19 protein-coding genes are annotated in these 23234 nt (G+C 59.2%); 6 read left to right on the forward strand and 13 right to left on the reverse strand.

Annotated elements, in window-relative coordinates:
* Window positions 1–37: 37 nt before the first annotated feature.
* Window positions 38–250 (reverse strand): DUF1059 domain-containing protein, encoded by a 213-nt coding sequence (locus AC1DIS_RS01830; RefSeq protein WP_007937743.1) that lies wholly within the window; start codon window positions 248–250, stop codon window positions 38–40.
* 241 nt (window positions 251–491) lie between these two features.
* Here AC1DIS_RS01830 and AC1DIS_RS01835 point away from each other — a divergent pair, with 241 nt between their 5' ends.
* On the forward strand, window positions 492–1079 hold the full coding sequence (locus tag AC1DIS_RS01835) for a LysE family translocator (RefSeq protein ID WP_477780730.1): 588 nt from the start codon (window positions 492–494) through the stop codon (window positions 1077–1079).
* Between the two features lie 24 nt (window positions 1080–1103).
* Here the strand turns inward: AC1DIS_RS01835 and AC1DIS_RS01840 are convergent, their stop codons facing one another.
* The 3 genes from AC1DIS_RS01840 to AC1DIS_RS01850 all read right to left on the reverse strand — a co-directional run bounded on the left by AC1DIS_RS01840 (window position 1104) and on the right by AC1DIS_RS01850 (window position 6336).
* The gene (locus tag AC1DIS_RS01840; protein ID WP_477742978.1) at window positions 1104–4787 is read right to left on the reverse strand and encodes a hypothetical protein; all 3684 of its coding nucleotides are present in this window, start codon (window positions 4785–4787) and stop codon (window positions 1104–1106) included.
* A gap of 177 nt (window positions 4788–4964) precedes the next feature.
* Window positions 4965–5798 (reverse strand): AraC family ligand binding domain-containing protein, encoded by an 834-nt coding sequence (locus AC1DIS_RS01845; RefSeq protein ID WP_477742979.1) that lies wholly within the window; start codon window positions 5796–5798, stop codon window positions 4965–4967.
* 34 nt (window positions 5799–5832) lie between these two features.
* Window positions 5833–6336, reverse strand: coding sequence for a VOC family protein (locus tag AC1DIS_RS01850; RefSeq protein WP_477742980.1), 504 nt, complete (start codon window positions 6334–6336; stop codon window positions 5833–5835).
* 265 nt (window positions 6337–6601) lie between these two features.
* Between AC1DIS_RS01850 and AC1DIS_RS01855 the strand changes: the two genes are divergently transcribed.
* The 4 genes from AC1DIS_RS01855 to AC1DIS_RS01870 all read left to right on the forward strand — a co-directional run bounded on the left by AC1DIS_RS01855 (window position 6602) and on the right by AC1DIS_RS01870 (window position 10525).
* On the forward strand, window positions 6602–7057 hold the full coding sequence (locus AC1DIS_RS01855) for a (2Fe-2S)-binding protein (RefSeq protein ID WP_007937751.1): 456 nt from the start codon (window positions 6602–6604) through the stop codon (window positions 7055–7057).
* Between the two features lie 36 nt (window positions 7058–7093).
* The gene (locus AC1DIS_RS01860; protein ID WP_086946056.1) at window positions 7094–9262 is read left to right on the forward strand and encodes a xanthine dehydrogenase family protein molybdopterin-binding subunit; all 2169 of its coding nucleotides are present in this window, start codon (window positions 7094–7096) and stop codon (window positions 9260–9262) included.
* Window position 9263: 1 nt separating this feature from the next.
* Entirely contained in the window at window positions 9264–9842 is a 579-nt protein-coding gene (locus AC1DIS_RS01865; RefSeq protein ID WP_018929632.1) for a hypothetical protein, read from the forward strand.
* A gap of 74 nt (window positions 9843–9916) precedes the next feature.
* Window positions 9917–10525, forward strand: coding sequence for a GGDEF domain-containing protein (locus AC1DIS_RS01870; RefSeq protein WP_477742981.1), 609 nt, complete (start codon window positions 9917–9919; stop codon window positions 10523–10525).
* Here the strand turns inward: AC1DIS_RS01870 and AC1DIS_RS01875 are convergent.
* Window positions 10516–11793, reverse strand: a complete 1278-nt coding sequence (locus tag AC1DIS_RS01875) for an amidase (RefSeq protein ID WP_477780731.1) — start codon at window positions 11791–11793, stop codon at window positions 10516–10518. The two genes, AC1DIS_RS01870 and AC1DIS_RS01875, sit on opposite strands and share 10 nt — an antisense overlap.
* Entirely contained in the window at window positions 11790–12215 is a 426-nt protein-coding gene (locus AC1DIS_RS01880; protein ID WP_019579332.1) for a VOC family protein, read from the reverse strand. Before AC1DIS_RS01880 ends, AC1DIS_RS01875 begins: the two co-directional genes overlap by 4 nt.
* 114 nt (window positions 12216–12329) lie before the next feature.
* Between AC1DIS_RS01880 and AC1DIS_RS01885 the strand changes: the two genes are divergently transcribed.
* On the forward strand, window positions 12330–13184 hold the full coding sequence (locus AC1DIS_RS01885) for a LysR family transcriptional regulator (RefSeq protein ID WP_477742983.1): 855 nt from the start codon (window positions 12330–12332) through the stop codon (window positions 13182–13184).
* Window positions 13185–13253: 69 nt separating this feature from the next.
* Here AC1DIS_RS01885 and fabI read toward each other — a convergent pair whose 3' ends face one another.
* The 7 genes from fabI to AC1DIS_RS01920 form a co-directional block, all read right to left on the reverse strand.
* Window positions 13254–14048 carry an enoyl-ACP reductase FabI gene (gene fabI / locus AC1DIS_RS01890; protein ID WP_007937760.1) on the reverse strand — a complete coding sequence of 265 codons (795 nt, stop codon included), beginning with the start codon at window positions 14046–14048 and terminating at the stop codon, window positions 13254–13256.
* A 22-nt stretch (window positions 14049–14070) separates the two neighbouring features.
* Window positions 14071–15681, reverse strand: a complete 1611-nt coding sequence (locus AC1DIS_RS01895) for an ABC transporter ATP-binding protein (RefSeq protein WP_477780732.1) — start codon at window positions 15679–15681, stop codon at window positions 14071–14073.
* Window position 15682: 1 nt separating this feature from the next.
* Entirely contained in the window at window positions 15683–16702 is a 1020-nt protein-coding gene (locus AC1DIS_RS01900; protein WP_007906755.1) for an ABC transporter permease, read from the reverse strand.
* A gap of 1 nt (window position 16703) precedes the next feature.
* Complete coding sequence (locus tag AC1DIS_RS01905; RefSeq protein WP_018929626.1) at window positions 16704–17777, reverse strand: microcin C ABC transporter permease YejB; 1074 nt, start codon at window positions 17775–17777, stop codon at window positions 16704–16706.
* A gap of 4 nt (window positions 17778–17781) precedes the next feature.
* Entirely contained in the window at window positions 17782–19623 is a 1842-nt protein-coding gene (locus AC1DIS_RS01910) for an extracellular solute-binding protein (RefSeq protein WP_477742984.1), read from the reverse strand.
* Window positions 19620–21452, reverse strand: a complete 1833-nt coding sequence (locus AC1DIS_RS01915) for an extracellular solute-binding protein (RefSeq protein ID WP_064618223.1) — start codon at window positions 21450–21452, stop codon at window positions 19620–19622. The genes AC1DIS_RS01910 and AC1DIS_RS01915 overlap by 4 nt, the downstream gene beginning before the upstream one ends.
* Before the next feature lie 287 nt (window positions 21453–21739).
* A complete protein-coding gene (locus AC1DIS_RS01920) occupies window positions 21740–23194 on the reverse strand; it encodes a transglycosylase SLT domain-containing protein (protein ID WP_019579327.1) in 1455 nt (484 codons plus the stop codon).
* Window positions 23195–23234 lie beyond the last annotated feature (40 nt).

Genomic DNA, 23234 nt, shown 5'->3' on the forward strand with positions numbered 1-23234 from the left:
ATCTGCCTTGAATCGTGGTCTGTCCCTTTTTGCGTTCCTACGCCGGACGCGGTGCTTCTACGGGCGGGGTGCCGTCGTGGAACATTGTCTTCAGTTGAGCACGCAGTTCTGGTGAATCGGTGTGCTTGTGAACACTGACCGCATGCTGTGCCGCGGCCTCCAGCAGTTCGTTTTCAGAGTCTGCGGACAGGGCGACCGAGCATTTGGACGCGCTTGGGAACTCGCGGCAGTCGATGTATTTACGCGCCATGATCTTCTCCTCCCTACGATGAAGGCAGGCTGTGGCCTGCGTGAACGATCRCTCGACGCGCCCCGCATCGAGTGTGCCGACTCTTGAAGTATAGGCCCGCCATAAGGTCCCTCGTGACAGTCTTGCAACCTACAGGAAGTGACATGCGTCGCGGGACAGGCAAGGGTTGTTTTCTTCAATACAGCATTCCCCTGGCTCTTTACCTTGACCCCTGGTTCAACTGAATTGAAGAAGGTATGCAATGAGTCTGATTCTTTCCATGGCGGCGTTTGCCTTGGTCGCTTCCATTACACCGGGGCCGGTGAACATTGTGGCGTTGAGTTCGGGGGCGCAGTTCGGTTTTCGCGCCAGTCAGCGACATGTCRCCGGAGCAACGCTGGGTTTCGTTTTATTGCTGGTATTGATGGGATTGGGGTTGCATGAGGTATTGCGGTTGTGGCCGGCGCTGACGCAAGTGGTGCAACTGGCGGGTGTTGCGTTTCTGTTGTTCATGGCCTGGAAACTGGCGGCGGACGATGGCCGCATCGATGCGGATAAATCGCGCCGGGCGCCGTCGATGTTATATGGCGCGATGATGCAATGGCTCAATCCGAAGGCCTGGCTGGCCTGTGTAGCGGGTATGGGCGCGTTCGTCGCGGACGGCGAGGCGCGGCTGGTCTGGCAGTTTGCGGCGGTGTATCTGGTGATCTGCTATGTGTCTGTCGGCTGTTGGGCGTATGCCGGGACATGCCTGCAGGGTTATCTGAATAATCCTGTAGGCATGCGATGGTTCAACCGGCTCATGGCATTGTTGCTAGGGCTGAGTGCGGTGTATTTGTTGCTTTCCTAAGCAACATACCCTCAGTCATTCACCTTAATCGAGTCCGTGCAGCAAACTGAACTCTTGTTTTGTCAGCGGTGTGAACCGGTTGTTTCGAAGCTGGCTGATGGCATACAGGGCACGACCCGTACGGCCATTACCGTCGCCTAGACCGTGGAAACCTACGACGGTCGCCAGCAACTGTTTGTCGAAATGCTCATGACTGGAGTTCAGTGTTTTCAGATGTTGTTCCATCGCGGCGAATCCACTGATGTTGCTAGCGTATTTCTTGTCATTGACGCCCACGCGCACGACGTCCGAGGTGGCTGGCGCGATACGGGCATGCAGCTGTTTGATCACGGTCGGATCAGTCAGTGTTTCTTGATTGCCGGCGTACTCGCGCAGTACCGCAACGATGCTGTCGAGGTCGTTGCCAGGGGAGGTAGAACCATTGACGATCCAGGCGCCGGCCCTTTGCGAGTTATCGGTAAAGCCCATTGGATTGAAGGCTGATTCTGGCATGACCTGATTAAACGGTACCTTGCCCAGGTCTTGCTGTAATACGTTTTGTTGGTAATTCTTCATGTAGGTGACGTTTTTCGCTTCGACCTGGGCAAAGGTTGCCAGTGTATCGGCGTAACCTTGAGCACCAGATGCGGAGCGGGCGCTGGTGTAGCTGTATTGAGCTTTTTCCAGGACTGCCTTGAAAAGATCTTCAACAGGCGTTCGACCGATCAATCCCTGCAGATCTTGCGCTTGCTTGAGTCCGAGCGCCGATTCAACAAGCGCATTGTTGAACAGATGCTCCAGTTCGGACGGCAGAGCGCCATCTGGCAGTCGACTGTTCTTGTTGCCCAGGCGGGTCACAATCTGTTCAACGGTTTGAATGCTGTCGTCCTTGAACAGCGCTCGACCATGGGCAACCGTGTCCAGCGACATTCGAATCCGGGGGCCTGCGCCGGTATGGTTGATGGCCCGGAGCAGATCATAGCTGTTCGCGCCCGTCAGATAGCGCAACTGCCGCCGAGCCAGATACGGGGTGGAGAGCGCATGAGCGCCTAGTTTCTTCACGCCCCGAGCCAATAGTTTTCCGCCGCCCTTGAGCAGTTGAGGCACTCCGTCAATGGGGTTGAAAAGGCTGATGACAGTACTGCCAACAACTTTGGACGTGGAAAGGAGTTTGGAGACCAGGGTCGTGGCCTTGGCGCTGATAGCGGTAACTTTAATGCCGACGACGGCAAAGGAAACAGCGAGGGCCGCCGCGTCCATGACACAGCCGTGAATAGCGCGGTTTTGTCGGGCAGGAACCCCCGAGGAAAGCTCCTCGACGCACTCCTTGAACGGAATGATCAGGTTCAGAATGAATGTGAAGATGGCGTCGGTCTTTTCAATCGCTTTTTCCCGTCGTGTCTGATCGAGGCCCAGTTGCATCAGTTCATCTACAGTGAAATAGGGGTTCTCTTTTGCAATAAGGTCGCTGATTGCTTCTTTTCGCGTGGAACGAAAGTAACGGTTCGGCGAGGGGGTGCCTGCACTGGCCGACGATGGGTTGAATTCTCCGATCTTGCGGATAAAAAAGGCGGACCGGGAATAGCTGCGGGGGGCCGTGTTCGCTCGATAAGCCTGTATATCCAGACGGCCTTCCAAATGGTGTTTGTGGTTCACAAACGTCGCTACAGCGGACCCACTGGCCATGAAGAGAGGGCGAAACACTTCGCCAAGTTCCTCGCTGTATACGCATTCCGTCCTCATTGGAAACAGTTGATAACAACGAAGCTCTGAATCAAGTACCGCACAAATGAGAACGCCATAACGGCCCGTCTTCCCTGGAACGGGCGTCGCTGGTCTTGCTACGCCCGTCGGGTTGGGAATATTGGTAAATCGGGTGGTTGTGTATTCCTGAACACTATAGATACCTAGATGGCCGTCCTCGATGAACGACCTGTCCTTCGGGCTTAGTTGCGAAAAGGTGACGTTGATAATGGCCGACAATGCTTCGGTCATTGAGTTGTGATGATTGTGGACCGCTTGCTGAAATAAATCCGCAACGGGGTACATGTCAGCCAGATCAGGGAAAGCCTCGTAAATGCTGGTGCCTTTGGCTCGATCCCAATCCTGGGTGTGAAGCTCGTCGCCCAGGTAAAGATCGACAACCGATACCCGCCTTCCTGCGCCGCCGCCCGTTCCGCGATGTTTGACCAACAGTTCCTCGGGGTCACAATCCGGCACTTGGGATTTCAGTTCTTTAAGCGCGAGCGCCTTGCGATGGGGCAGCGGTTTGCCCAGATCAATCAAGGCGCTCGTCATCATGTCCGCATGTTGCTTGTACTCATCCATCGCCACCGTAACGGCTTGCTGATTGAGGTTGCCCTCTGAATCCCGGGAGATCAGGTCGTTCATTAGCGCCCAGGTGATCACCGGGTCAGCCGAGTGTGCGGCAAACACTGCTTTGAGCTCGGGTGTCAATTGCGATGCGCGGGCGAACCCCAGCAGGTGTTGGGAGGTCATGCTCCGGGAAACACCGGGGGTGATCGCTTCGGCAAAGTGCACGGCCTGGGTGAAGACGACCCACGCCGGTGTGCCGATACGCAGATTGGACGGCAGTTCATCGGCAAGATATTCCGGCGCCATGCCACCCAGGACCAGTTCCGCGACGAGCGGGGCAATCATGGCGTCGAGCTTGAGTTGGCTGACCAGATGCTGTTCAAGTTGCGTGCGGACCGCTGAGGGGGAAAGCAGTAAATGACGTTTCGAGTAGAGGTCAAAACCTGCAAACGAGGTATTGGCGCTGTCCAGTTCCGGATCAAGGTCAAGCAGCATCACCGCAATCATCAGCTGTTCGATGAACTGCTCGGTGGGCTTGGGGCCGTTTTCATCAGCGAACCAGCCTAATGCCGTCATGAACGCATGCCCATTATTCGCGCTCGACACTGCAATATCGATCAGCCGTGTCAGACGGTAACCTTGGCTGGTGGGCAGTTTGTCGGCGGAAAAGCTTTCAAGTTTCAGCACATGGCCATAAAGCGAAACCAAAGGAAGTTCGCCTCCGGTTTCTTCCTCGATCACATCGCGAATGAGGGCGCGATTTTTCTCCGTGAGTTCGAACGGTGAGTCTTTGGGAGGGCTCAGCAACTCCCAGTAGTTCCCATAGGGCGACGGTGCTGGAAGGGGGGGGGCATTCAGTAAATCAATTAACTCTTTTGCACTTTCCACGCTGGCCGGAAGTGGCAAGCTGTGAAAACGCAACCACTGACTTATTGTGATTTTTTCGGTGGACGTCACCCATCCGCCAGTCAGCTTGGCACTGCCTGAAAGGAGGCGTAGTTGTTCATCGATATCGGCAACGCCAGTGAAGTGATGGGCGATATCGTTACGCTCGGAGAAGAAACTGACAGTGATCAGCTCACCGTTGGCTTCACGGGTACTGATGTTGTCATAGGAATAAAAGAGTTGGCCGTGTTCATTGACATGAAAGATGTTTGTTCGGGAGATGCCTTGTTCGACCGCGATTTTTTTGAAGTCGGGTTGCCGGCTGAGCCTCGCCAGGCAGGTAGTAGCTGGATGATGTAGTTGGGAGAAGTCGGAATTCGGGTCACAGGTAACTGATACACGATCCCACGACCATCCAACGGTTGCCATGACGTCTTCATCGCTGAGGAAGTTGACGATGGCTTCAATGACTAATTGTTTTTCGCGTTGGATGCTGGAATGAAATACGTTGTTGTTCGGCGTGTTCAAGTAAGAAGCTCCATCTTCTGATATTGGGTTGTAGCGTGGGAAGGGAAGGGAGCTTAAATAAGAGTTTGGAGTGTTGTCATATTAGTTATATGACTTTGTATGAATTTTACCGGCATGGCTCGTGGGTTTATATTAACTAACCTGTTTTTGACAGGGGGCGCATGTCGACATATTAACTTACCCGCGATATTGCCCTGGTGTCGCCGCCAGATGTTGCTTGAACGCCCGCTGAAAATGCGCCTGATCAGCAAATCCGGCCTCCAATGCGACATCGGCGATCAGCCTGCCGCTACGCAGTCGATCCCGGGCGAACTGGATGCGCCGGTTGACCAGAAATGCATGGGGCGTCATGCCGTAATGCTGTTTGAAGGCGCGGATAAGGTAGGACGGCGACAGTTGCGCCGCTTCGCAAATGTCTTCGAGCTTGAGCTGATGCGTGCAGTTATCGCGGATGTAGTCGGCGGCCCGTTCGAGCTTGAAATTGGGTTCGCGCAGCGGTTGATCGACCGGGTTGAGCCGCTGTTGCACCTCGGTGAAAAACTCCACCGCCGCGCTGTGTTTGCGCAGCACGTCTTGCTGCTGATCGATCAACACCTCATATACGCTCCTCAGGCCGGCGAACAGCTCGAGATCGCGATTGTGGGTGATGGAAAACCGGCGAAACGCCGAATCCTGGCTGAAGCCGAGCTGATGCTGCAAGTCAGTCAGCCAAGGCGTCTCGACGTACAGCATCAGGTACGACCAAGGCTGGTCATCGATCGGATTGCAGGCATGCACATCGCCGGGGTTCATCAACACCACGGTACCGGCGCTGACCTGAAACTCCGATTGCTCGTGGATGTAGGTGCTGCGCCCAGCGGTGATAGCACCGATGGAAAAGTGTTCGTGGGAATGCCGGGCGTAGCAGACCTCGCGGCCGTCGGCGATGGAGCGGGCTTCGATGAAGGGCAGGGCGTCGTCGCGCCAGAAACGCGGGGCTTTGTCTGCATATTTGGCGACGGTGTGCTTCATCTCGATGTCCTTGGCGGGCCAGTGCCTGAGTGTATTAGCTCTGGCCGGCAAAGGCTCGTTCCAGTTCGGCGATGTCGAGTTTTTTCATTTGCAGCATCGCTTGCATCGCGCGCTGGGACTTGTGCGTATCGGGGTCTTGCATCATGTGTATCAGCGCGATCGGCACGATCTGCCATGACACGCCGAATTTATCCTTGAGCCAGCCACATTGCTGCGCCTGCACAGGCCCACCGGCGGACAGGTTGCCCCAGAAGTGGTCGACTTCCTCCTGATTCTGACAATTGACCTGGAACGACACCGCTTCGTTGAAGGTGAACACTGGCCCGCCATTGAGACCGGTGAAGGTCTGGCCATCAAGCTCGAAGCTGACCGTCATCACCGAACCTTCCGGGCGGCCGTGGATTTCCTGACCGGCCTTGCCGTAATGGGTGATGGCGGTGATTTTCGAGTGATCGAAGATCGAGCAATAGAATTTCGCCGCCGTTTCGGCCTGATCGTCAAACCACAGGCAGGGCGTGATTTTTGGAAAGCGTTGCATGGCGGTTGTCCTCGGCAGGTTGAACACACTGGATTATCAGATTAGCCAGTCCGCAGTAGACGGGTGGCGCCGTAGATCGACAAGTCCGTAGCAGCTGCCGAGCTGCGCGAGGCTGCTGCTACGGGACGGGAGCGACCGGTGGTCGATGAACATGGCTTGTGGGTCAAATTGCGCTTAGCTGTAGGGATGACCCAAGGCGCCGCGTAGGTATTTCGCTGCCACAGCGGCGCCCCTTCAGAACACCGTGAGTCTGAGGAAATCAGCCATGCTGACCCTGAATATCAATGGCAAGGACCAGGAACTGGATGTCCCCGCGGACATGCCGTTGCTCTGGGTTCTGCGCGATGTCGCGCACCTGACGGGCACCAAATTCGGTTGCGGCATGGCCCAGTGTGGCGCCTGCACCGTACACGTCGACGGCGCGCCGCTGCGCTCTTGCATCACGCCCGCCACGGCGGTGGCCCACGGGCAGAAAATTCTCACCATCGAAGGCCTGTCCAGCGACGGCTCGCACCCGGTGCAACAAGCCTGGGCCGAACTCGATGTGGTTCAGTGCGGTTATTGCCAGTCCGGGCAGATCATGTCGGCGGCCGCGTTGCTGGCGAAGATCCCCAAGCCTACCGACAGCGACATCGACCAGGCGCTGTCCGGCAACATTTGCCGCTGCGGCACCTACCCAAGAATCCGCGCCGCGGTCAAACGCGCCGCCGAGATCGGGTGAGGCGACGTTGAAGCCACGTTGAAGGGAGTCTGAGCAATGAACAGCATCAACCCTGTTTCGCGTCGCGGTTTTCTCAAGGGCAGTGCCGTGTTGGGAGGCGGTCTGGTGGTGGCGTTTGTCATTCCTGGCGGCCATCGCTTCGCCTTCGGTGCCGAGAATCAAGGAGAGGTGTTCGCGCCCAATGCCTTTTTACGCATCGGCAACGACAACAGCGTCATTGTGCTGCTCGGCCATTCGGAAATGGGCCAGGGCATCTGGACCGGCCTGACCATGTTGATCGCCGAAGAACTGGACGCCGATTGGTCGAAAATTCGCGTCGAACACGCGCCAGCCTCGGCCGCCGAGTATGGCCTGCCGGCGTTTGGCGGGATGCAAATCACCGGCGGTTCGACCTCGACCTGGATGGAGTTCGATCGCTATCGTCAGGCCGGCGCAGCGGCGCGCTTGATGCTGATCGACGCGGCAGCCAAGCGCTTCGACATGGCGCCTTCGCAGATTAGCACCGAATCGGGCGTGGTCATTGCCGGCGACAAACGCGCCACTTACGGCGAACTGGCGGATGACGCCGGCAAGTTGCCGGTGCCGGATCCAGCCTCGATCAAGTTCAAGGAAGCCAAGGACTGGAAGGTCATCGGCAAACCCACCAAGCGCCTCGATACCCCGGAGAAAATCACCGGGCAGGCGAAGTTCGGCATGGACGTGCAATTCGACGGGCTCATGACTGCGGTGGTCGCTCGGCCGCCAGTGTTCGGTGGCAGCGTCAAATCCTTCGAAGGCGCCGAGGCGCTGGCGGTGCCTGGCGTGCACAAAGTGGTGCAGGTGCCCACGGGAGTCGCGGTGATTGCCGATCATTATTGGGCGGCGAAGCTGGGGCGCGATGCGCTGAAGGTTGTATGGGAACCGGGGCCGAACGCCGGGCTCGACAGCCAGCAACTGCTGGAAAGCTTCCGTAAACTCGCCGCCACCCCCGGGACCTCGGTCAGCCAGGCCGGGGACGCGACGGTCATGTTGGGCAGGGCGGCGAAGACTATCGAGGCCGAATACAGCGTGCCGTACCTGGCCCACGCGCCGATGGAACCGCTCAATTGCACGGTGAACATCACCAAGGACAAATGCGAAATCTGGACCGGCACGCAGTTCCAGACCCTGGATCAGATGATTGCGGGGAAGATCACCGGGCTCAAACCCGAACAGGTCGAGATCCACACCCAATTCCTCGGTGGCGGCTTCGGGCGTCGGGCCAACCCGACCTCGGATTTTGTCAGCGAGGCGGTGTACGTCGCCAAAGCGGCGGGCGAACCGGTGAAAACCGTCTGGTCCCGAGAGGATGACATTCGCGGCGGTTACTATCGCTCGGCATTCCTGCATCAGGCACGCATCGGGTTGGACGCCGACGGTATGCCGATCGCCTGGAAGCATATGCTGGTCGGGCAGTCGATCATGGCCGGCACGTCGTTCGAGGCGACCATGGTCAAGGACGGTGTCGACAAAACCTCCGTCGAAGGTGTGGCCGACAGTCCTTATTTTGAGGGGCTGGCCAATCACCTGATCGACCTGCATTCCCCGCAAACAGGCATCAGCGTGCTGTGGTTGCGGTCGGTGGGGCATACCCATACGGCATTCGTCATGGAGTCGTTGATCGATGAGCTGGCAGAGGCGGCCGGCAAGGATCCGGTGGAATACCGACGAACCTTGCTCAAGGCGCATCCACGGCATCTGGGGGTGCTGAATCTGGCGGTGGAGAAAGCCGACTGGAAAGCGCCGTTGCCGGACGGCCACGCATTGGGCGTGGCGGTGCATGAGTCTTTCGGCAGCTACGTCGCCCATGTGGCGGAGGTGTCGCAGGACAACCTGGCGATTCGCGTACACCGGGTGGTGTGTGCGGTGGATTGCGGCATTGCGGTCAACCCGCAGAGCATCGCCGCGCAGATGGAGTCAGGCATCACCTTCGGTCTCGGATTTACCTTGCACAGCAAACTGACGTTCAAGAACGGCCAGGTGCAGCAATCCAATTTTCACGACTATCAGGTGTTGCGCCTGAACGAAATGCCCGTGGTCGAAGTGCATATCGTCCCCAGCACCGACAAACCCGGCGGCATCGGCGAGGTTGGTGTACCGCCCGTGGCGCCGGCCGTGGCGAACGCGGTGTTTGCCCTGACCGGGCAGCGTCTGCGGGAACTGCCGCTGCAATTGTCGGGGGTGTGACATGAAACGACATCTGTTGCTGGGCGCGGTGGTGCTGATCGGGCTGACTGGCTATGCCTCGGACCTGTTCGCTGATGATAAAGAGGCGCTGAAGGCGTTTGACACAGTACAGAAGGTGTTCCAGAGCCCGCGCTGTCAGAACTGCCATATCCCCGGCGATTCGCCTTTACAGTTCGACGCCGGCAATCCTCACGCGATGAGGGTGGTTCGCGGGATGGATGGCAAAGGGGCGGCCGGTCTGCCGTGTGCCAGTTGCCATGCCGACAGCAATCCGCCCGCCAGTTATGGGCCTCACACACCGCCCGGAGCGCCGCATTGGAGCCTGCCGCCAGCCGCGCACAAAATGGCCTGGATCGGCCTGCCGCCCGACAGGTTGTGCGCAATGATCAAGGATCGTTCCAGTAATGGCGATCGTGATTTTGCGGCACTGATCAAACATGTCAGCGAGGACAAACTGGTGCTCTGGGGCTGGCATCCAGGTGAGGGACGGACGCCGGTGCCGGTGCCCCACGACATTTTCGTCACCCAGTTCAAACTCTGGGCGGACGCTGGAGGGCCATGTCCGGTGGCGGGTAGCTGACCAGCGGCGCGTTTATAGGGAGTCAAACCGGGTGTGAACGACTCTAACGTTTATATCCATCAAGGGAGTGAGTAATGCTAACCCCAGACAAACCGCTCAAACCCGGCGTGGGCACGCCGAACGTCCTCGACGGCGCCGTGCAGGACCGCGATGTACTGCGCGACTTGGCGCGCAAGGCCGAGCAAGAACTGATGGGCGTGCAGATGGCGAGCATGGATGAGTTGACGCTGCTGTCCAATCGTCATGGCTTCGAGGCTCTGGCCCAATTGGCGCTGGAGGCCTGTCGGCAGTTGGGTCAACCTGCGACCTTGTTGTTTTTCGACCTTGACGACTTCAAGTGCATCAACCGGTTGTATGGGCGTGCCGAGGGCGACAACGCCCTGAAAACCTTTGCCGACGTGCTGCGCATCGCTTTTCGTGAAAGCGATGTGATCGGTCGGCTGGGCAGCGATGAGTTTGCTGCCTTGTTGACCGGCGCCAACACGGTGGAGATTGCCGCAATCAGGGCGCGCCTCGAAGAAATACTCGATGAGCGTAATGCCACGGTGCATCGTGGTTATGACATTCGCTTCAGTGTCGGGCAGATCGAGTTTGATGCTCAGCTAACCCAAACGGCGCAAGATCTGCTGGCTCTGGTCGATAAGGCGTTGCGTGCCCGACAGTTCGAAGCTCGTCATTCTTGAATGGCGCCTTGCAAAACCGCTGCAACGTGCTCGGCCGTTCGTAACAGCCGACCATCCTCTCTGAACCTTCCGATCATCTGTAGCCCGACAGGCAACATGGCTTGGCCGGGCCTCAGCGGTATGTTCAGTTGCGGCCAGCCAAACGCCCCCCAGAACTTGATGAAGTCCGACGGCCCGGTGCTTTCCAGGCCGACCGGCGCGACCATCCCGCAAGAGGCGCCGAGCATGGCGTCGAAGGGGCGGCAAAGCTCGCTCAAGCGTGGGGCAAGATCGGCCAGGCGCGCCTTGGCAGCGGATTCCTGTTGCCAGGTTGTGGTTGCCGCCCGCTCGAACATGGCCAGGGTCGAAGGGCTCAATTGTGTTCGGTGTTGTTGAAACTCCTTTGCCAGCGAGCGGGCACCTTCGCAATCGTTAATCAACTGATGATCGTCGAACACACCGGCAAACTCATCCGGCAGCCGTACGTCGCTCACGTGATGGCCGGCGCTGCGCAACTGATCCACCGCCTGTTCCAGGGCAAGGACCACGTCGGGGTCCACTTGATCCCAGCGCGACGTGCGGCAGAACCCCAAGTGCAGCGGACGTCGCTCGATGTCCGGCACCACGAACCCGGGAATCAACACGCGCGCTACCAGGTGCAGGTCGCGCACTGACTGGCCATACCAACCCACGGTGTCGAAGCTCGGCGCCAACGGTTTTACCCCTTCCAGCGACACCAGTCCCAGCGACGGTTTGAAAGCGAAGAGGCCGCAGTAGGATGCCGGCTTGAGCAACGAGCCAGCGGTCTGGGTGCCCAGCGCCAGGGCAAAGAACCCTGCAGCCATCCCGGCCGCCGAGCCAGCGCTGGAGCTGCCCGGCGTTCGCGTAAGGTCGTGGGGATTGCGGGTTGGACCGGTGTGCATGTACGCAAACTCGGTGGTATGGGTCTTGCCCATGATCAGCGCCCCGGCCTGGCGCAGCAGCGTCACGACGTGGGCGTCCCGGGAGGGTTGATGGTCGGTATAGATGGGTGAATAGAACTGCGTGGGGTGGGTCGCAGTGTCGAAAATGTCCTTGATACCCACGGGGACGCCGGCCAGCAGACCCTGGCCGTTGTGCTGCGCCGCATCGGCGCGGACCTGCYGGGCGTCGAACGAGACAAAAGCCTGGATATCCGGCTCTTGCGCCTGAAAGCGTTGAAGAAAGGTTTCGACGACGATGGCAGCGGTGGTCTCGCCATTGACCACCGCTTCACTGAGGGTGGTGGCGTCAAGGGGCAGGCGGATCATTTGGCGAACAACTGATTGATATTTTTGAACGCCTTGAACTCCAGAGCATTGCCGCAGGGATCGAAAAGAAACATCGTGGCTTGTTCGCCCACCAATCCCTGAAACCGGATGCCCGGCTCGATCACGAAGTGTGTACCCAGGGCTTTCAGGCGTTCGGCCAGCGCCTCCCATTCTTCCATCGGCAATACCACACCGAAATGCGGCACCGGTACGTCGTGGCCGTCCACGGCGTTGGTATGGGCGGCTTCCTGAGAAGCGTTTTTCGGGGCCAGATGAATCACCAGTTGATGGCCGAAAAAGTTGAAATCGACCCAGTGATCGCTGGAGCGACCTTCTTCCAGGCCGAACACCTCGCCATAGAAACGCCGGGTAGCGTCCAGATCGTAAACCGGGATGGCCAAATGAAAAGGGGACAGTTGCATCGGATGTGCCTCGATGGGTTGAGCGTTGAGGCTGAGTTTAGTCCTGTGCTTTTTGATTGAAAGACGATAGTTTTTGCAGCGAGCTCAAATTATTTCGATCAATTGGGGGGCCGTATGCTGCGGGAACTGAAAACCTTCATTGCCGTGACGCGCCATGGCACGTTCGCAGCGGCAGGCATGCACATTGGCCTGACTCAGTCGGCGGTCAGCGCGCAGATCCGCAATCTGGAGCAGGCGTTGGGCATCCGTCTGTTCGATCGCACCGGGCGTCAGGCACTCCTCAATGCCGCAGGGCAGCGAGCGTTGCCGATGGCTCAGGAAATGCTCGAGATCTTCAGTCGCATGGCCGTCAGTGATGACATCAGCGAGTTTCGTGGCGAATTGAAGATCGGCGCGGTGGCCACCGTCCAGACCGGTTTGTTGCCACGGGCGCTGTTGCGACTCAGGCAACAGGCGCCGTCGCTGGAGGCGAAACTGGTGCCGGGGGTATCCCTGAACCTGCTGAGCCAGGTGGACACTGGCGAAGTGGACCTGGCGATTCTGATCAAGCCGCCGTTCGAACTGCCCAAGGAATTATCGGTGCAAGTCATTCGCCGGGAGCCGTTTGTGCTGATCGTGCCGGCCGACCTTGAGGGGGATGACCCGCTGCAGTTACTCGCCAGCCATCCCCACGTACGCTACGACCGCAATTCATTCGGTGGGCGATTGGTGACGCGTTTTTTGCGCGAGCAGCAGATTGATGTACAGGTGGCTCTGGAGCTGGATGAGCTGGAAGCCATTGTCAAGATGGTGGAATGCGGGCTGGGTGTTTCGCTATTGCCCGAGGCGGGGCTGTGGCTTGAGCATGGGGCGAAGGTCAGGATCATCCCGCTGGGAGAGCTGACGTTCTACCGGGAGATCGTGCTGTTGCAGCGTTATAGCCAGCGTACACAGCCGATCCAGCAGTTGTTTGCTCAGTGTTTGTTGTGAAGATCTTTTGAATTTGAGGGCACAAAAAACCCGCCTGAAGAGGCGGGTTTTTTAACGGCTAATCGAAGATCACTCTTCGATGTTGCCCATGGCGGTGGTGTTGAAGCCGCCGTCTACGTACATGATTTCGCCGCTGATGCCGGAAGCCAGGTCCGAGCACAGGAAGGCGCCGGCGTTGCCGACTTCTTCGATGGTGACGTTACGACGCAGCGGGGTTTGCGCTTCGTTGGCGGCCAGCATTTTGCGGAAGTTCTTGATGCCGGAAGCGGCGAGGGTGCGGATCGGGCCAGCCGATACGCAGTTGACGCGGGTGCCGTCCGGGCCCAGGGAGCCGGCCAGGTAACGTACGCCAGCTTCCAGGGAAGCCTTGGCCATGCCCATGACGTTGTAGTTCGGCATGGTGCGCTCGGCGCCCAGGTACGACAGGGTCAGCAGGCTGCCATTGCGGCCTTTCATCATTTCGCGACCAGCCTTGGCCAGGGCCACGAAGCTGTAGGCGCTGATGTCGTGAGCGATGCGGAAACCTTCACGGGTGGTGGCTTCGGTGAAGTCGCCGTCCAGTTGGTCGCCCGGGGCGAAGCCGACGGAGTGCACGATGCAGTCCAGGCCGTCCCACTTCTTGCTCAACTCTTCGAAGACCTTGGCGATTTCGGCATCGCTGGCCACGTCGCACGGGAAGCACAGCTCAGGGCTCGAACCCCAGCCCTGTGCGAATTCTTCGACACGACCCTTGAGTTTGTCGTTCTGATAAGTGAAGGCAAGCTCAGCGCCCTCGCGATGCATGGCGGCAGCGATGCCGGATGCGATGGACAGCTTGCTGGCGACACCGACGATCAGTACGCGCTTACCGGCGAGAAAACCCATGTGTTGCTCCTCTCTTTCAGGTTTATTGCGCAGTGGCTGGTGCCAGAAAAGCGGCTTCCAGCAACTGCTGTGTATACGGATGTTGGGGGGCGGCAAAGATACTTTGCGCGTCTCCCTGTTCGACCACTTGGCCATGCTTGACCACCATCAGCTGGTGGCTCAGCGCTTTGACGACAGCCAGGTCATGGCTGATAAACAAATACGTCAGGTTGTACTTGGTTTGCAGTGAACGTAGCAGCTCCACCACTTGGCGTTGCACGGTGCGGTCGAGGGCCGAAGTCGGCTCGTCCAGCAGAATCAACGCCGGTTTTAGCACTAAAGCCCGGGCAATGGCGATTCTCTGCCGCTGCCCACCGGAAAATTCATGGGGGTAGCGGTGCCGGGTTTCCGGATCCAGGCCTACCTCCTTGAGTGCCGCAATAATCGCTTGTTCCTGCTCGGCCTCGGTGCCCATCTTGTGGATCCGCAGGCCTTCGCCGACGATCTGGCTCACGCACATCCGTGGGCTCAGGCTGCCGAAAGGGTCCTGGAACACCACCTGCATTTCCCGCCGCAGCGGCCGAACCTGTTGCTGCGTCAGGCAGTCTAGCTGCTTGCCTTCAAAACGGATTGCCCCTTTGCTGCCGATCAGCCGCAAAATCGCCAAACCGAGCGTCGACTTGCCGGAACCGCTTTCTCCCACAATCCCCAGAGTCTGTCCCTGGGGCAGGCTGAAATTGATGCCGTCCACCGCCTTGATGTGGTCGACGGTCTTTTTCAGAAAGCCTTTCTTGATCGGGAACCAGACTTTCAGGTCCTCGACCTGCAGCAATGGCGGGCCAATTACATTGGTCGCGGGCTTGCCGCTGGGCTCCGCTGCCAGCAGTTCCCGGGTGTACGGATGCTGCGGCGCGCGGAACAATTCTTCGCACGATGCCTGTTCGACGATGCAACCGCGCTGCATGACACATACGCGATGCGCAATTCTTCGTACAAGGTTCAAATCGTGACTGATCAGTAACAGCGCCATGCCCAGGCGGGCCTGCAATTCCTTGAGCAATTCGAGGATTTTCAGCTGAACAGTCACGTCCAGAGCGGTGGTCGGTTCGTCGGCGATCAGCAGTTCCGGCTCGTTGGCCAGGGCCATGGCGATCATGACCCGCTGGCGCTGGCCACCGGACAATTCGTGGGGCAGGGCCTTGAGACGCTTCTCGGGTTCCGRGATGCCGACCATCTCCAGCAGCTCCAGCGTGCGCCTGGTCGCGACTTTGCCGGTCAGGCCCTTGTGGATGCCCAATACCTCGTTGATCTGCTTCTCGATCGAGTGCAGTGGGTTGAGCGAGGTCATCGGCTCTTGAAAGATCATCGCGATCCGGTTGCCGCGGATGTGGCGGATGGTTTTCTCTTTCAGCTCCAACAAGTTCCGGTCGGAATAGGTGATGGTGCCGGACGGATGCCGGGCCAGCGGATAGGGCAGCAGCCGCAGGATCGAGTGGGCGGTCACCGACTTGCCGGAGCCGCTTTCACCCACCAGCGCCAGGGTTTCGCCGCGCTTGATGTCGAAGCTGACGCCTTCGACCACCCGCTGAACGTGCTCGCCAACGACAAATTCGACGGCCAGGTCGCGCACTTCGATCAGATTGTCCTGATTCATTTCACTTCCTCGGGTCGAAGGCATCGCGAGCGGACTCGCCGATGAATACCAGCAAACTCAACATCAACGCCAGCACCGCAAACGCACTCATACCGAGCCACGGCGCTTGCAGGTTGGATTTGCCCTGGGCCACCAACTCACCCAGGGACGGGGCGCCCGGCGGCAAACCGAAGCCAAGGAAGTCGAGGGCGGTCAGCGTACCGATGGCGCCGGTCAGGATGAACGGCATGAAGGTCATGGTCGAGACCATGGCGTTGGGCAAAATGTGGCGGAACATGATCGCACCATTCTGCATGCCCAGCGCCCGGGCCGCGCGCACGTATTCCAGATTCCGCCCGCGCAGGAACTCCGCGCGCACCACATCCACCAGGCTCATCCACGAAAACAGCAACATGATCCCCAGCAGCCACCAGAAGTTCGGCTGCACGAAACTGGCGAGGATGATCAGCAGGTACAGCACCGGCAGCCCGGACCAGATCTCCAGGAAACGCTGCCCGGCCAGGTCGACCCAGCCGCCATAAAAGCCCTGCAAGGCGCCGGCGATCACGCCGATGATCGAGCTGAGAATGGTCAGCGTCAAAGCGAACAGCACCGAAATCCGGAAACCGTAAATCACCCGGGCCAACACGTCGCGGCCCTGGTCATCGGTGCCCAGCAGGTTGTCGGCGGACGGCGGCGCCGGGGCCGGGACTTTCAGGTCGTAGTTGATGCTCTGGTAGCTGTAGGGGATCGGCGCCCACACCACCCAGGCGTCCTTGGCCTTGAGCAGTTCGCGGATGTACGGGCTCTTGTAGTTGGCTTCCAGCGGGAATTCACCGCCGAACGCGGTTTCCGGATAGCGCTTGAGCGCCGGGAAGTACCAGGCGTTGTCGTAATGCACCACCAGCGGTTTGTCGTTGGCGATCAGCTCGGCGCCGAGGCTTGCGCCGAACAGAATCAGAAACAGCCACAACGACCACCAGCCTCGCTTGTTGGCCTTGAACAGCTCGAAACGTCGGCGATTGAGAGGGGACAGGTTCATCTCAATGCTCCCGGCTTTCGAAGTCGATGCGCGGATCGACAAGGGTGTACGTGAGGTCGCCGATCAGCTTGAGCACCAGCCCCAGCAGCGTGAAGATGAACAGCGTGCCGAAGACGATCGGGTAGTCGCGGTTGATCGCTGCTTCGAAACTCATCAGGCCGAGGCCGTCGAGGGAGAAGATCACTTCCACCAGCAACGAGCCGGTGAAGAAAATGCCGATGAGCGCTGAAGGGAAACCAGCGATCACCAACAGCATCGCGTTGCGAAACACATGGCCGTAGAGCACGCGGTGACGGGTCAGGCCCTTGGCTTTGGCGGTGACCACGTATTGCTTGTTGATTTCGTCGAGGAAGCTGTTTTTGGTCAGCAGCGTCATGGTCGCGAAGTGGCCGATCACCAGTGCAGTGACCGGCAGAGCCAGGTGCCAGAAATAATCGAGGATCTTGCCGCCGGTGCTGAGCTCATCAAAGTTGTTCGAGGTCAGGCCCCGTAGCGGGAACCAGTCGAAATAGCTGCCGCCGGCGAACACCACAATCAGCAGGATGGCGAACAGGAACGCCGGGATCGCGTAACCGACGATGATCGCCGAACTGGTCCACACATCGAAGTGGCTGCCGTGTCGCGTCGCCTTGGCGATCCCCAGCGGGATCGACACCAGGTACATGATCAGCGTGCTCCACAGCCCGAGGGAGATCGACACCGGCATCTTTTCCTTGATCAGGTCGATGACCTTGGCGTCGCGGAAGAAGCTGTCGCCGAAATCCAGGGTGGCGTAGTTCTTGATCATGATCCACAAGCGTTCCGGCGCCGATTTGTCGAAGCCGTACATGTGCTCGATTTCCTTGACCAGTGCCGGGTCCAGGCCCTGGGCGCCGCGATAGGCGGAACCTGCCACCGACACTTCGGCTCCGCCGCCGGCAATGCGGCTGGTGGCGCCTTCGAAGCCTTCGAGTTTGGCGATCATCTGTTCCACCGGCCCACCGGGGGCGGCCTGGATGATCACGAAGTTGATCAGCAAAATGCCAAACAGGGTCGGGATGATCAGCAGCAGTCGCCGAAAAATATACGCCAGCATCTGATTACTCCGTGCCCGCAGGGTCGGCTTGCAGTTTTGTTTCGACTTCTATCGCAGGTGTCGCGTCGGGTTTGACCCACCAGGTATTGATGCCGATGTCATATTTGGGTGAAATCTTCGGGTGGCCGATGTGGTTCCAGTACGCCACGCGCCAGGTCTTGATGTGCCAGTTGGGGATCACGTAATAGCCCCATTGCAGCACCCGGTCCAGCGCCCGGGCGTGGGCCACCAGGCTTTTGCGCGAATCGGCGTTGATCAGTTGCTCGACCAGTTGGTCCACCACTGGGTCTTTAAGGCCCATGGAGTTGCGGCTGCCGGGTTTGTCGGCGGCGGCGGTCATCCAGAACTCGCGCTGTTCGTTACCCGGCGAGTTGGATTGCGGGAAACTGCCGACGATCATATCGAAGTCCCGGGAGCGTACGCGGTTGATGTATTGCGAGACGTCGACCCGACGGATCACCAGATCGATGCCCAGGTCGCTGAGGTTGCGCTTGAACGGCAGCAGCACCCGCTCGAACTCGGTCTGGGCCAGCAGGAACTCGATGGTCACCGGTTTGCCGGTGGCGTCGACCATCTTGTCGTCGACGATCCGCCAGCCGGCCTCTTGCAGCAGTTGATAGGCTTTGCGCTGCTGGGTGCGGATCATGCCGCTGGCGTCGGTCAGCGGGTTCTGGAACGCCTCGCTGAACACTTGCTCGGGAATCTTGCCGCGGAACGGGTCGAGAATCGCCAGTTGATCGGCGTCCGGCAGGCCAGTGGCGGCCATTTCCGAGTTTTCGAAGTAACTGCGGGTACGCACGTAGGCGCCGTTGAACAGTTGCTTGTTAGTCCACTCGAAGTCCAGCAACAGGGTCAGCGCCTGGCGCACGCGCACATCCTGGAACACCGGACGACGCAGGTTGAACACGAAGCCTTGCATGCCGGTGGGGTTGCCGTTGGGGATTTCTTCCTTGATCAGCCGCCCTTCGGTCACCGCCGGAATGTTGTAGGCCTTGGCCCAGTTTTTCGCGGATATTTCCAGCCAGTAGTCGAACTGACCGGCCTTGAGTGCTTCCAGTGCGACGGTGTTGTCGCGGTAATAGTCAGTGGTCATCACGTCGAAGTTGTAGAACCCGCGATTGACCGGCAGGTCCTTGCCCCAGTAATCCTTGACCCGTTCATATCGCACGGAGCGCCCGGCCTTCACTTCGGTGACTTTGTACGGGCCGCTGCCCAGCGGTAGTTCCAGGTTGCCCTTATTGAAGTCACGGGTGGCCCACCAATGTTTGGGCAGCACCGGCAACTGGCAGAGGATCATTGGCAATTCGCGGTTGTTGTTGTGCTTGAACTTGAACAGCACTTTGAGCGGGTCTTCGGCGATCGCTTCCTCCACGTCGCTGTAATAGCCGTGGTAGAGCGGGGCACCTTCCTTGATCAGGGTCTGGAAGCTGAACACCACGTCTTCGGCGCGCACAGGGTGGCCGTCGTGGAAACGTGCATCGGGGCGCAGATAGAAGCGCACCCAGGTGTTGTCCGGGGCTTTTTCGATTTTGCCTGCGATCAAGCCATATTGAGTGAACGGCTCATCGAGACCCTGTTTGGCCAGGGTGTCGTAGATCATGCTGATGTCGTCGGCCGGCACGCCTTTGCTGATGAACGGATTGAGGCTGTCGAAGCCACCGAACCCGGCCTGACGGAAGATTCCGCCCTTCGGCGCGTCGGGGTTTACGTAATCGAAGTGCTTGAAGTCGGCCGGGTATTTCGGCGGCTCGTTGTACAGGGTCAAGGCGTGTTGCGGGGCGGCGCAGGCCAGCCCGGCGAACAACAGACCGCTGGCCTGCAAGAGCAGGGCGCGTAAGGGAGTCATTGATCTTTCTCCGAAGATTTCAGCCACCAAGCGCTCAGGCCCAGGGTGTAGGGCGGCGTGGTGACGAAGGCGAACCGGTTGCGGTAGGCCAAGCGGTGATAATTGAGGTACCAGTTGGGAATGATGTAGTGCTGCCATAGCAGCACCCGGTCGAGCGCCTTGCCGGCGGCGACTTGTTCATCCCGGGTCTGGGCGCCGAGCAGTTGTTCGAGCAAATGGTCGACCACCGGGTCGGCGATGCCTGCGTAGTTCTTGCTGCCCTTGATCCCGACCTGGCTGGAGTGGAAGTACTGCCATTGTTCCAGGCCGGGGCTGAGGGTCTGGTTGAGGGTCATCAGGATCATGTCGAAATCGAATTGATCGAGGCGCTGTTTGTACTGGGCGCGATCGACCGTGCGCAGCCGTGCGTCGATACCGATGCTGGCGAGGTTCTCGACGTAGGGCTGAAGGATCCGCTCCAGGTTCGGGTTGACCAGAAGGATCTCGAAGCGTAGCGGTTGGCCGATGCTGTTCTGCAGCCGCTGGCCATTGAGCTTCCAGCCGGCTTCGGCGAGCAGGCCCAAGGCCTTGCGCATGGTTTCGCGCGGAATGCCGCGGCCTTCGGTCTGCGGCAGGCTGAACGGCTCGGTGAGCAGCTTGGCGGGCAACTGATCGCGATAGGGCTTGAGCAACAGCCACTCGTGGCCGACCGGCAGTCCCGTGGCAGAGAACTCGCTGTTGGGGTAGTAACTCATGGCGCGTGTGTAGGCGCCGCTGAACAGCGTGCGGTTGGTCCACTCGAAATCGAACATCAGTCCCAGCGCTTCACGGACCTTGATCTGGGCGAAGGTCGACCGCCGAGTGTTCATGAACAGGCCCTGGCTCTGGGTCGGGATCTGGTGCGGGATCTGCGCCTTGATCACCTCGCCACGGCGCACGGCCGGGAAGTCGTAGCCGTTGTCCCAGTTTTTCGCCTGATGCTCGATGTAGATGTCGAACTCGCCGGCCTTGAACGCTTCGAAGGCCACGTCGCTGTCACGGTAGAACTCGACTTCCATGCGATCGACGTTGTACTTGCCGCGATTGACCGGCAGGTCCTTGCCCCAGTAATCCTTGACCCGTTCGAAGACGATCTGCCGCCCGGGGGTTACCGAAGTGATGCGATACGGCCCACTGCCCAATGGCGGCTCGAAGGTGGTGGCCTTGAAGTCGCGATCTTTCCAGTAATGCTGGGGCAACACCGGCAACTCGCCCAGGCGCAGGATCAGCAACGGATTACCGGAGCGCTTGAAGACGAAGCGAATGCGCTGCGGGTTGAGGATGTCGACCCGCGACACTTCCTGCAGGTTGGTGCGGTATTGCGGATGACCTTCCTTGAGCAGCAGACGGTAAGAAAACGCGACATCGTAAGCGGTGATCGGCGTGCCATCGTGGAAGCGCGCTTCGGGGCGCAGGTTGAACACCACCCAGCTGCGGTCTTCGCTGTATTCCACCGATTGGGCGATCAGGCCATAACTGGACGTCGGCTCATCGCCCGACGGCGCGTACTGGCCGGTGCCGACCATCAGCGGTTCGTTGAGTTCGTTGATGCCGTATTGCAGGAAGTTGGGCGTGGAAACCGGGCTCGAACCTTTGAAGGTGTAAGGGTTGAGCGTATCGAAGGTGCCAAACGCCATCACCCGCAACGTACCGCCCTTGGGCGCTTGCGGGTTGACCCAGTCGAAGTGGGTAAATCTGGCCGGGTACTTGAGCGTGCCGAACTGCGCATAACCGTGGCTTTCGCTGATCGTCGCGCTTGCGGGGGAGCTCAAGGCCAGGCTGATCAGGAGCAGGAGGAGGGGACGCTTCAAGTCAGAGATCCGATCCAGGCGGCTTGGGCTTTGTGGGCCGTACAGTAACAGCTTGTATCGACAGGAAAAAGACGGGGGGGCTTAATGCATTGTTAACCGCTGCCTCGATAGCCCTGCGGATCGCAGAACCTGTGGCGAGGGAGCTTGCTCCCGCTGGGTTGCGAAGCAGCCCCAAAACCTGAAATCCGGTAACTTCTGACACGCCGCGTACTTGGGTTTACGACTGCTTCGCAGCCGAGCGGGGGCAAGCCCCCTCGCCACAAAAGCCCCTAGGCAGGGCGTGCTGATTAATGCGGGGAAGAAACCGTCAGCATCTGACCCGGTTTCAGCGCCTGGCCTACCCGAGGGTTCCAGCGCTTGAGGTGTTGCATTTCGACATTGAAACGTTTGGCAACCATGTACAACGAGTCGCCTTGCTGGACCTTGTACTGGGTCTGCGGTTTCTGTTTGTCTGACTTGCCGCTGGTTTTGCTGTTCGCCGCCACGACAGTGTTGATGCGACCGCCGCTGCGCTTGGTGGTGTCCTGCATCACAAGGGTCTGGCCGACCTTGAGGTTCTTGCCGTTCAGCTTGTTCCAGCGTTGCAGGTCCTTGACGTCGACCTTGTTGGCCCTGGCAATGGAGGCCAGATTTTCTCCGCGCTTGACCCGGTAGGCGCGCTTGATGCTGGCGATTTCGCTGTCGTCGGCACCTTCGAACACCGGCTTGAGCGGCCGCTGGCTGATCAGCTCTTCAGGACGCATGGTCGACAGGCTGGCAGTCAGCAGTTGCGCCTTGGACGTCGGCACCAGCAGATGCTGGGGACCGTCGATGGTAGTGCGTTGCTTGAAGGCCGGGTTGAGCTGGAACAGCTCGTCTTCGTCGATGTTGGCCACCGCGGCAACCTTGGACAGGTCCATGCGCTGGTTGATTTCGACGACCTGGAAGTACGGTTCGTTGGCGATCGACTTGAGGTTCACGCCATAGGCATCGGGCGCCAACACCACTTGCGACAGCGCCAGCAGCTTCGGCACATAGGCCTGGGTTTCCGCTGGCAGCGGCAGGTTCCAATAATCGGTTGGAAGGCCGAGCTTCTCGTTGCGCTCGATGGCCCGGCTGACCGTGCCTTCGCCGGCGTTGTAGGCCGCCAGGGCCAATAGCCAGTCACCGTTGAACATGTCGTGCAGGCGGGTCAGGTAATCCATGGCCGCGGTGGTCGAGGCAGTGATATCGCGACGGCCATCATAGAAACGGGTTTGACGCAGGTTGAAGTAACGCCCGGTGGAAGGAATGAATTGCCAAAGGCCCACCGCGTCGGCCCGGGAATAGGCCATCGGGTTGTAGGCGCTTTCAATCACTGGCAACAGCGCCAGTTCCAGCGGCATGTTGCGCTCTTCAAGGCGTTCGACGATGTAGTGAATGTAGAGGCTGCCGCGTTCGCCGGCGTTTTCGAGGAAGGACGGGTTACTGGCGAACCACAGGCGCTGCTGCTCGATGCGCGGGTTGACGCCCAGGTTGTCCTGCAACTGGAAGCCCTGGCGCATGCGCTCCCAAACGTCCTGGGGAACTTGCGGTGTTGGTTTTTCGCTGAGCCAGATCGGTTTTTGCTTGGCTCGCGCGGCGATATTCGGTGTGTGTGTCGCTTCGGTCTGCGGCACATGGCTTGAACAGCCCGCCAAAGTGGCGGACACAGCCACCGCGATGGCTTGAGCCAAGCGGGTCAATGCGTCTGAATTGGTGGCTTTACGAATAGGTGACGACATTGGCTGGAAGTAAGTTCCGGGCGAAAATGTCGGGCGATTC

It is taken from the genome of Pseudomonas sp. 05N433 (assembly GCF_056396925.1).

Bases quoted from the DNA above. Each gene is read 5' to 3' on its own strand.
- AC1DIS_RS01870 (WP_477742981.1), top strand. From the start codon at position 9,917: ATGCTAACCCCAGACAAACCGCTCAAACCCGGCGTGGGCACGCCGAAC.
- AC1DIS_RS01845 (WP_477742979.1), bottom strand. From the start codon at position 5,798: ATGAAGCACACCGTCGCCAAATATGCAGACAAAGCCCCGCGTTTCTGG.
- AC1DIS_RS01905 (WP_018929626.1), bottom strand. From the start codon at position 17,777: ATGCTGGCGTATATTTTTCGGCGACTGCTGCTGATCATCCCGACCCTG.
- AC1DIS_RS01865 (WP_018929632.1), top strand. From the start codon at position 9,264: ATGAAACGACATCTGTTGCTGGGCGCGGTGGTGCTGATCGGGCTGACT.
- AC1DIS_RS01920 (WP_019579327.1), bottom strand. From the start codon at position 23,194: ATGTCGTCACCTATTCGTAAAGCCACCAATTCAGACGCATTGACCCGC.
- AC1DIS_RS01855 (WP_007937751.1), top strand. From the start codon at position 6,602: ATGCTGACCCTGAATATCAATGGCAAGGACCAGGAACTGGATGTCCCC.
- AC1DIS_RS01860 (WP_086946056.1), top strand. From the start codon at position 7,094: ATGAACAGCATCAACCCTGTTTCGCGTCGCGGTTTTCTCAAGGGCAGT.
- fabI (WP_007937760.1), bottom strand. From the start codon at position 14,048: ATGGGTTTTCTCGCCGGTAAGCGCGTACTGATCGTCGGTGTCGCCAGC.
- AC1DIS_RS01910 (WP_477742984.1), bottom strand. From the start codon at position 19,623: ATGACTCCCTTACGCGCCCTGCTCTTGCAGGCCAGCGGTCTGTTGTTC.
- AC1DIS_RS01850 (WP_477742980.1), bottom strand. From the start codon at position 6,336: ATGCAACGCTTTCCAAAAATCACGCCCTGCCTGTGGTTTGACGATCAG.
- AC1DIS_RS01885 (WP_477742983.1), top strand. From the start codon at position 12,330: ATGCTGCGGGAACTGAAAACCTTCATTGCCGTGACGCGCCATGGCACG.
- AC1DIS_RS01830 (WP_007937743.1), bottom strand. From the start codon at position 250: ATGGCGCGTAAATACATCGACTGCCGCGAGTTCCCAAGCGCGTCCAAA.
- AC1DIS_RS01880 (WP_019579332.1), bottom strand. From the start codon at position 12,215: ATGCAACTGTCCCCTTTTCATTTGGCCATCCCGGTTTACGATCTGGAC.
- AC1DIS_RS01900 (WP_007906755.1), bottom strand. From the start codon at position 16,702: ATGAACCTGTCCCCTCTCAATCGCCGACGTTTCGAGCTGTTCAAGGCC.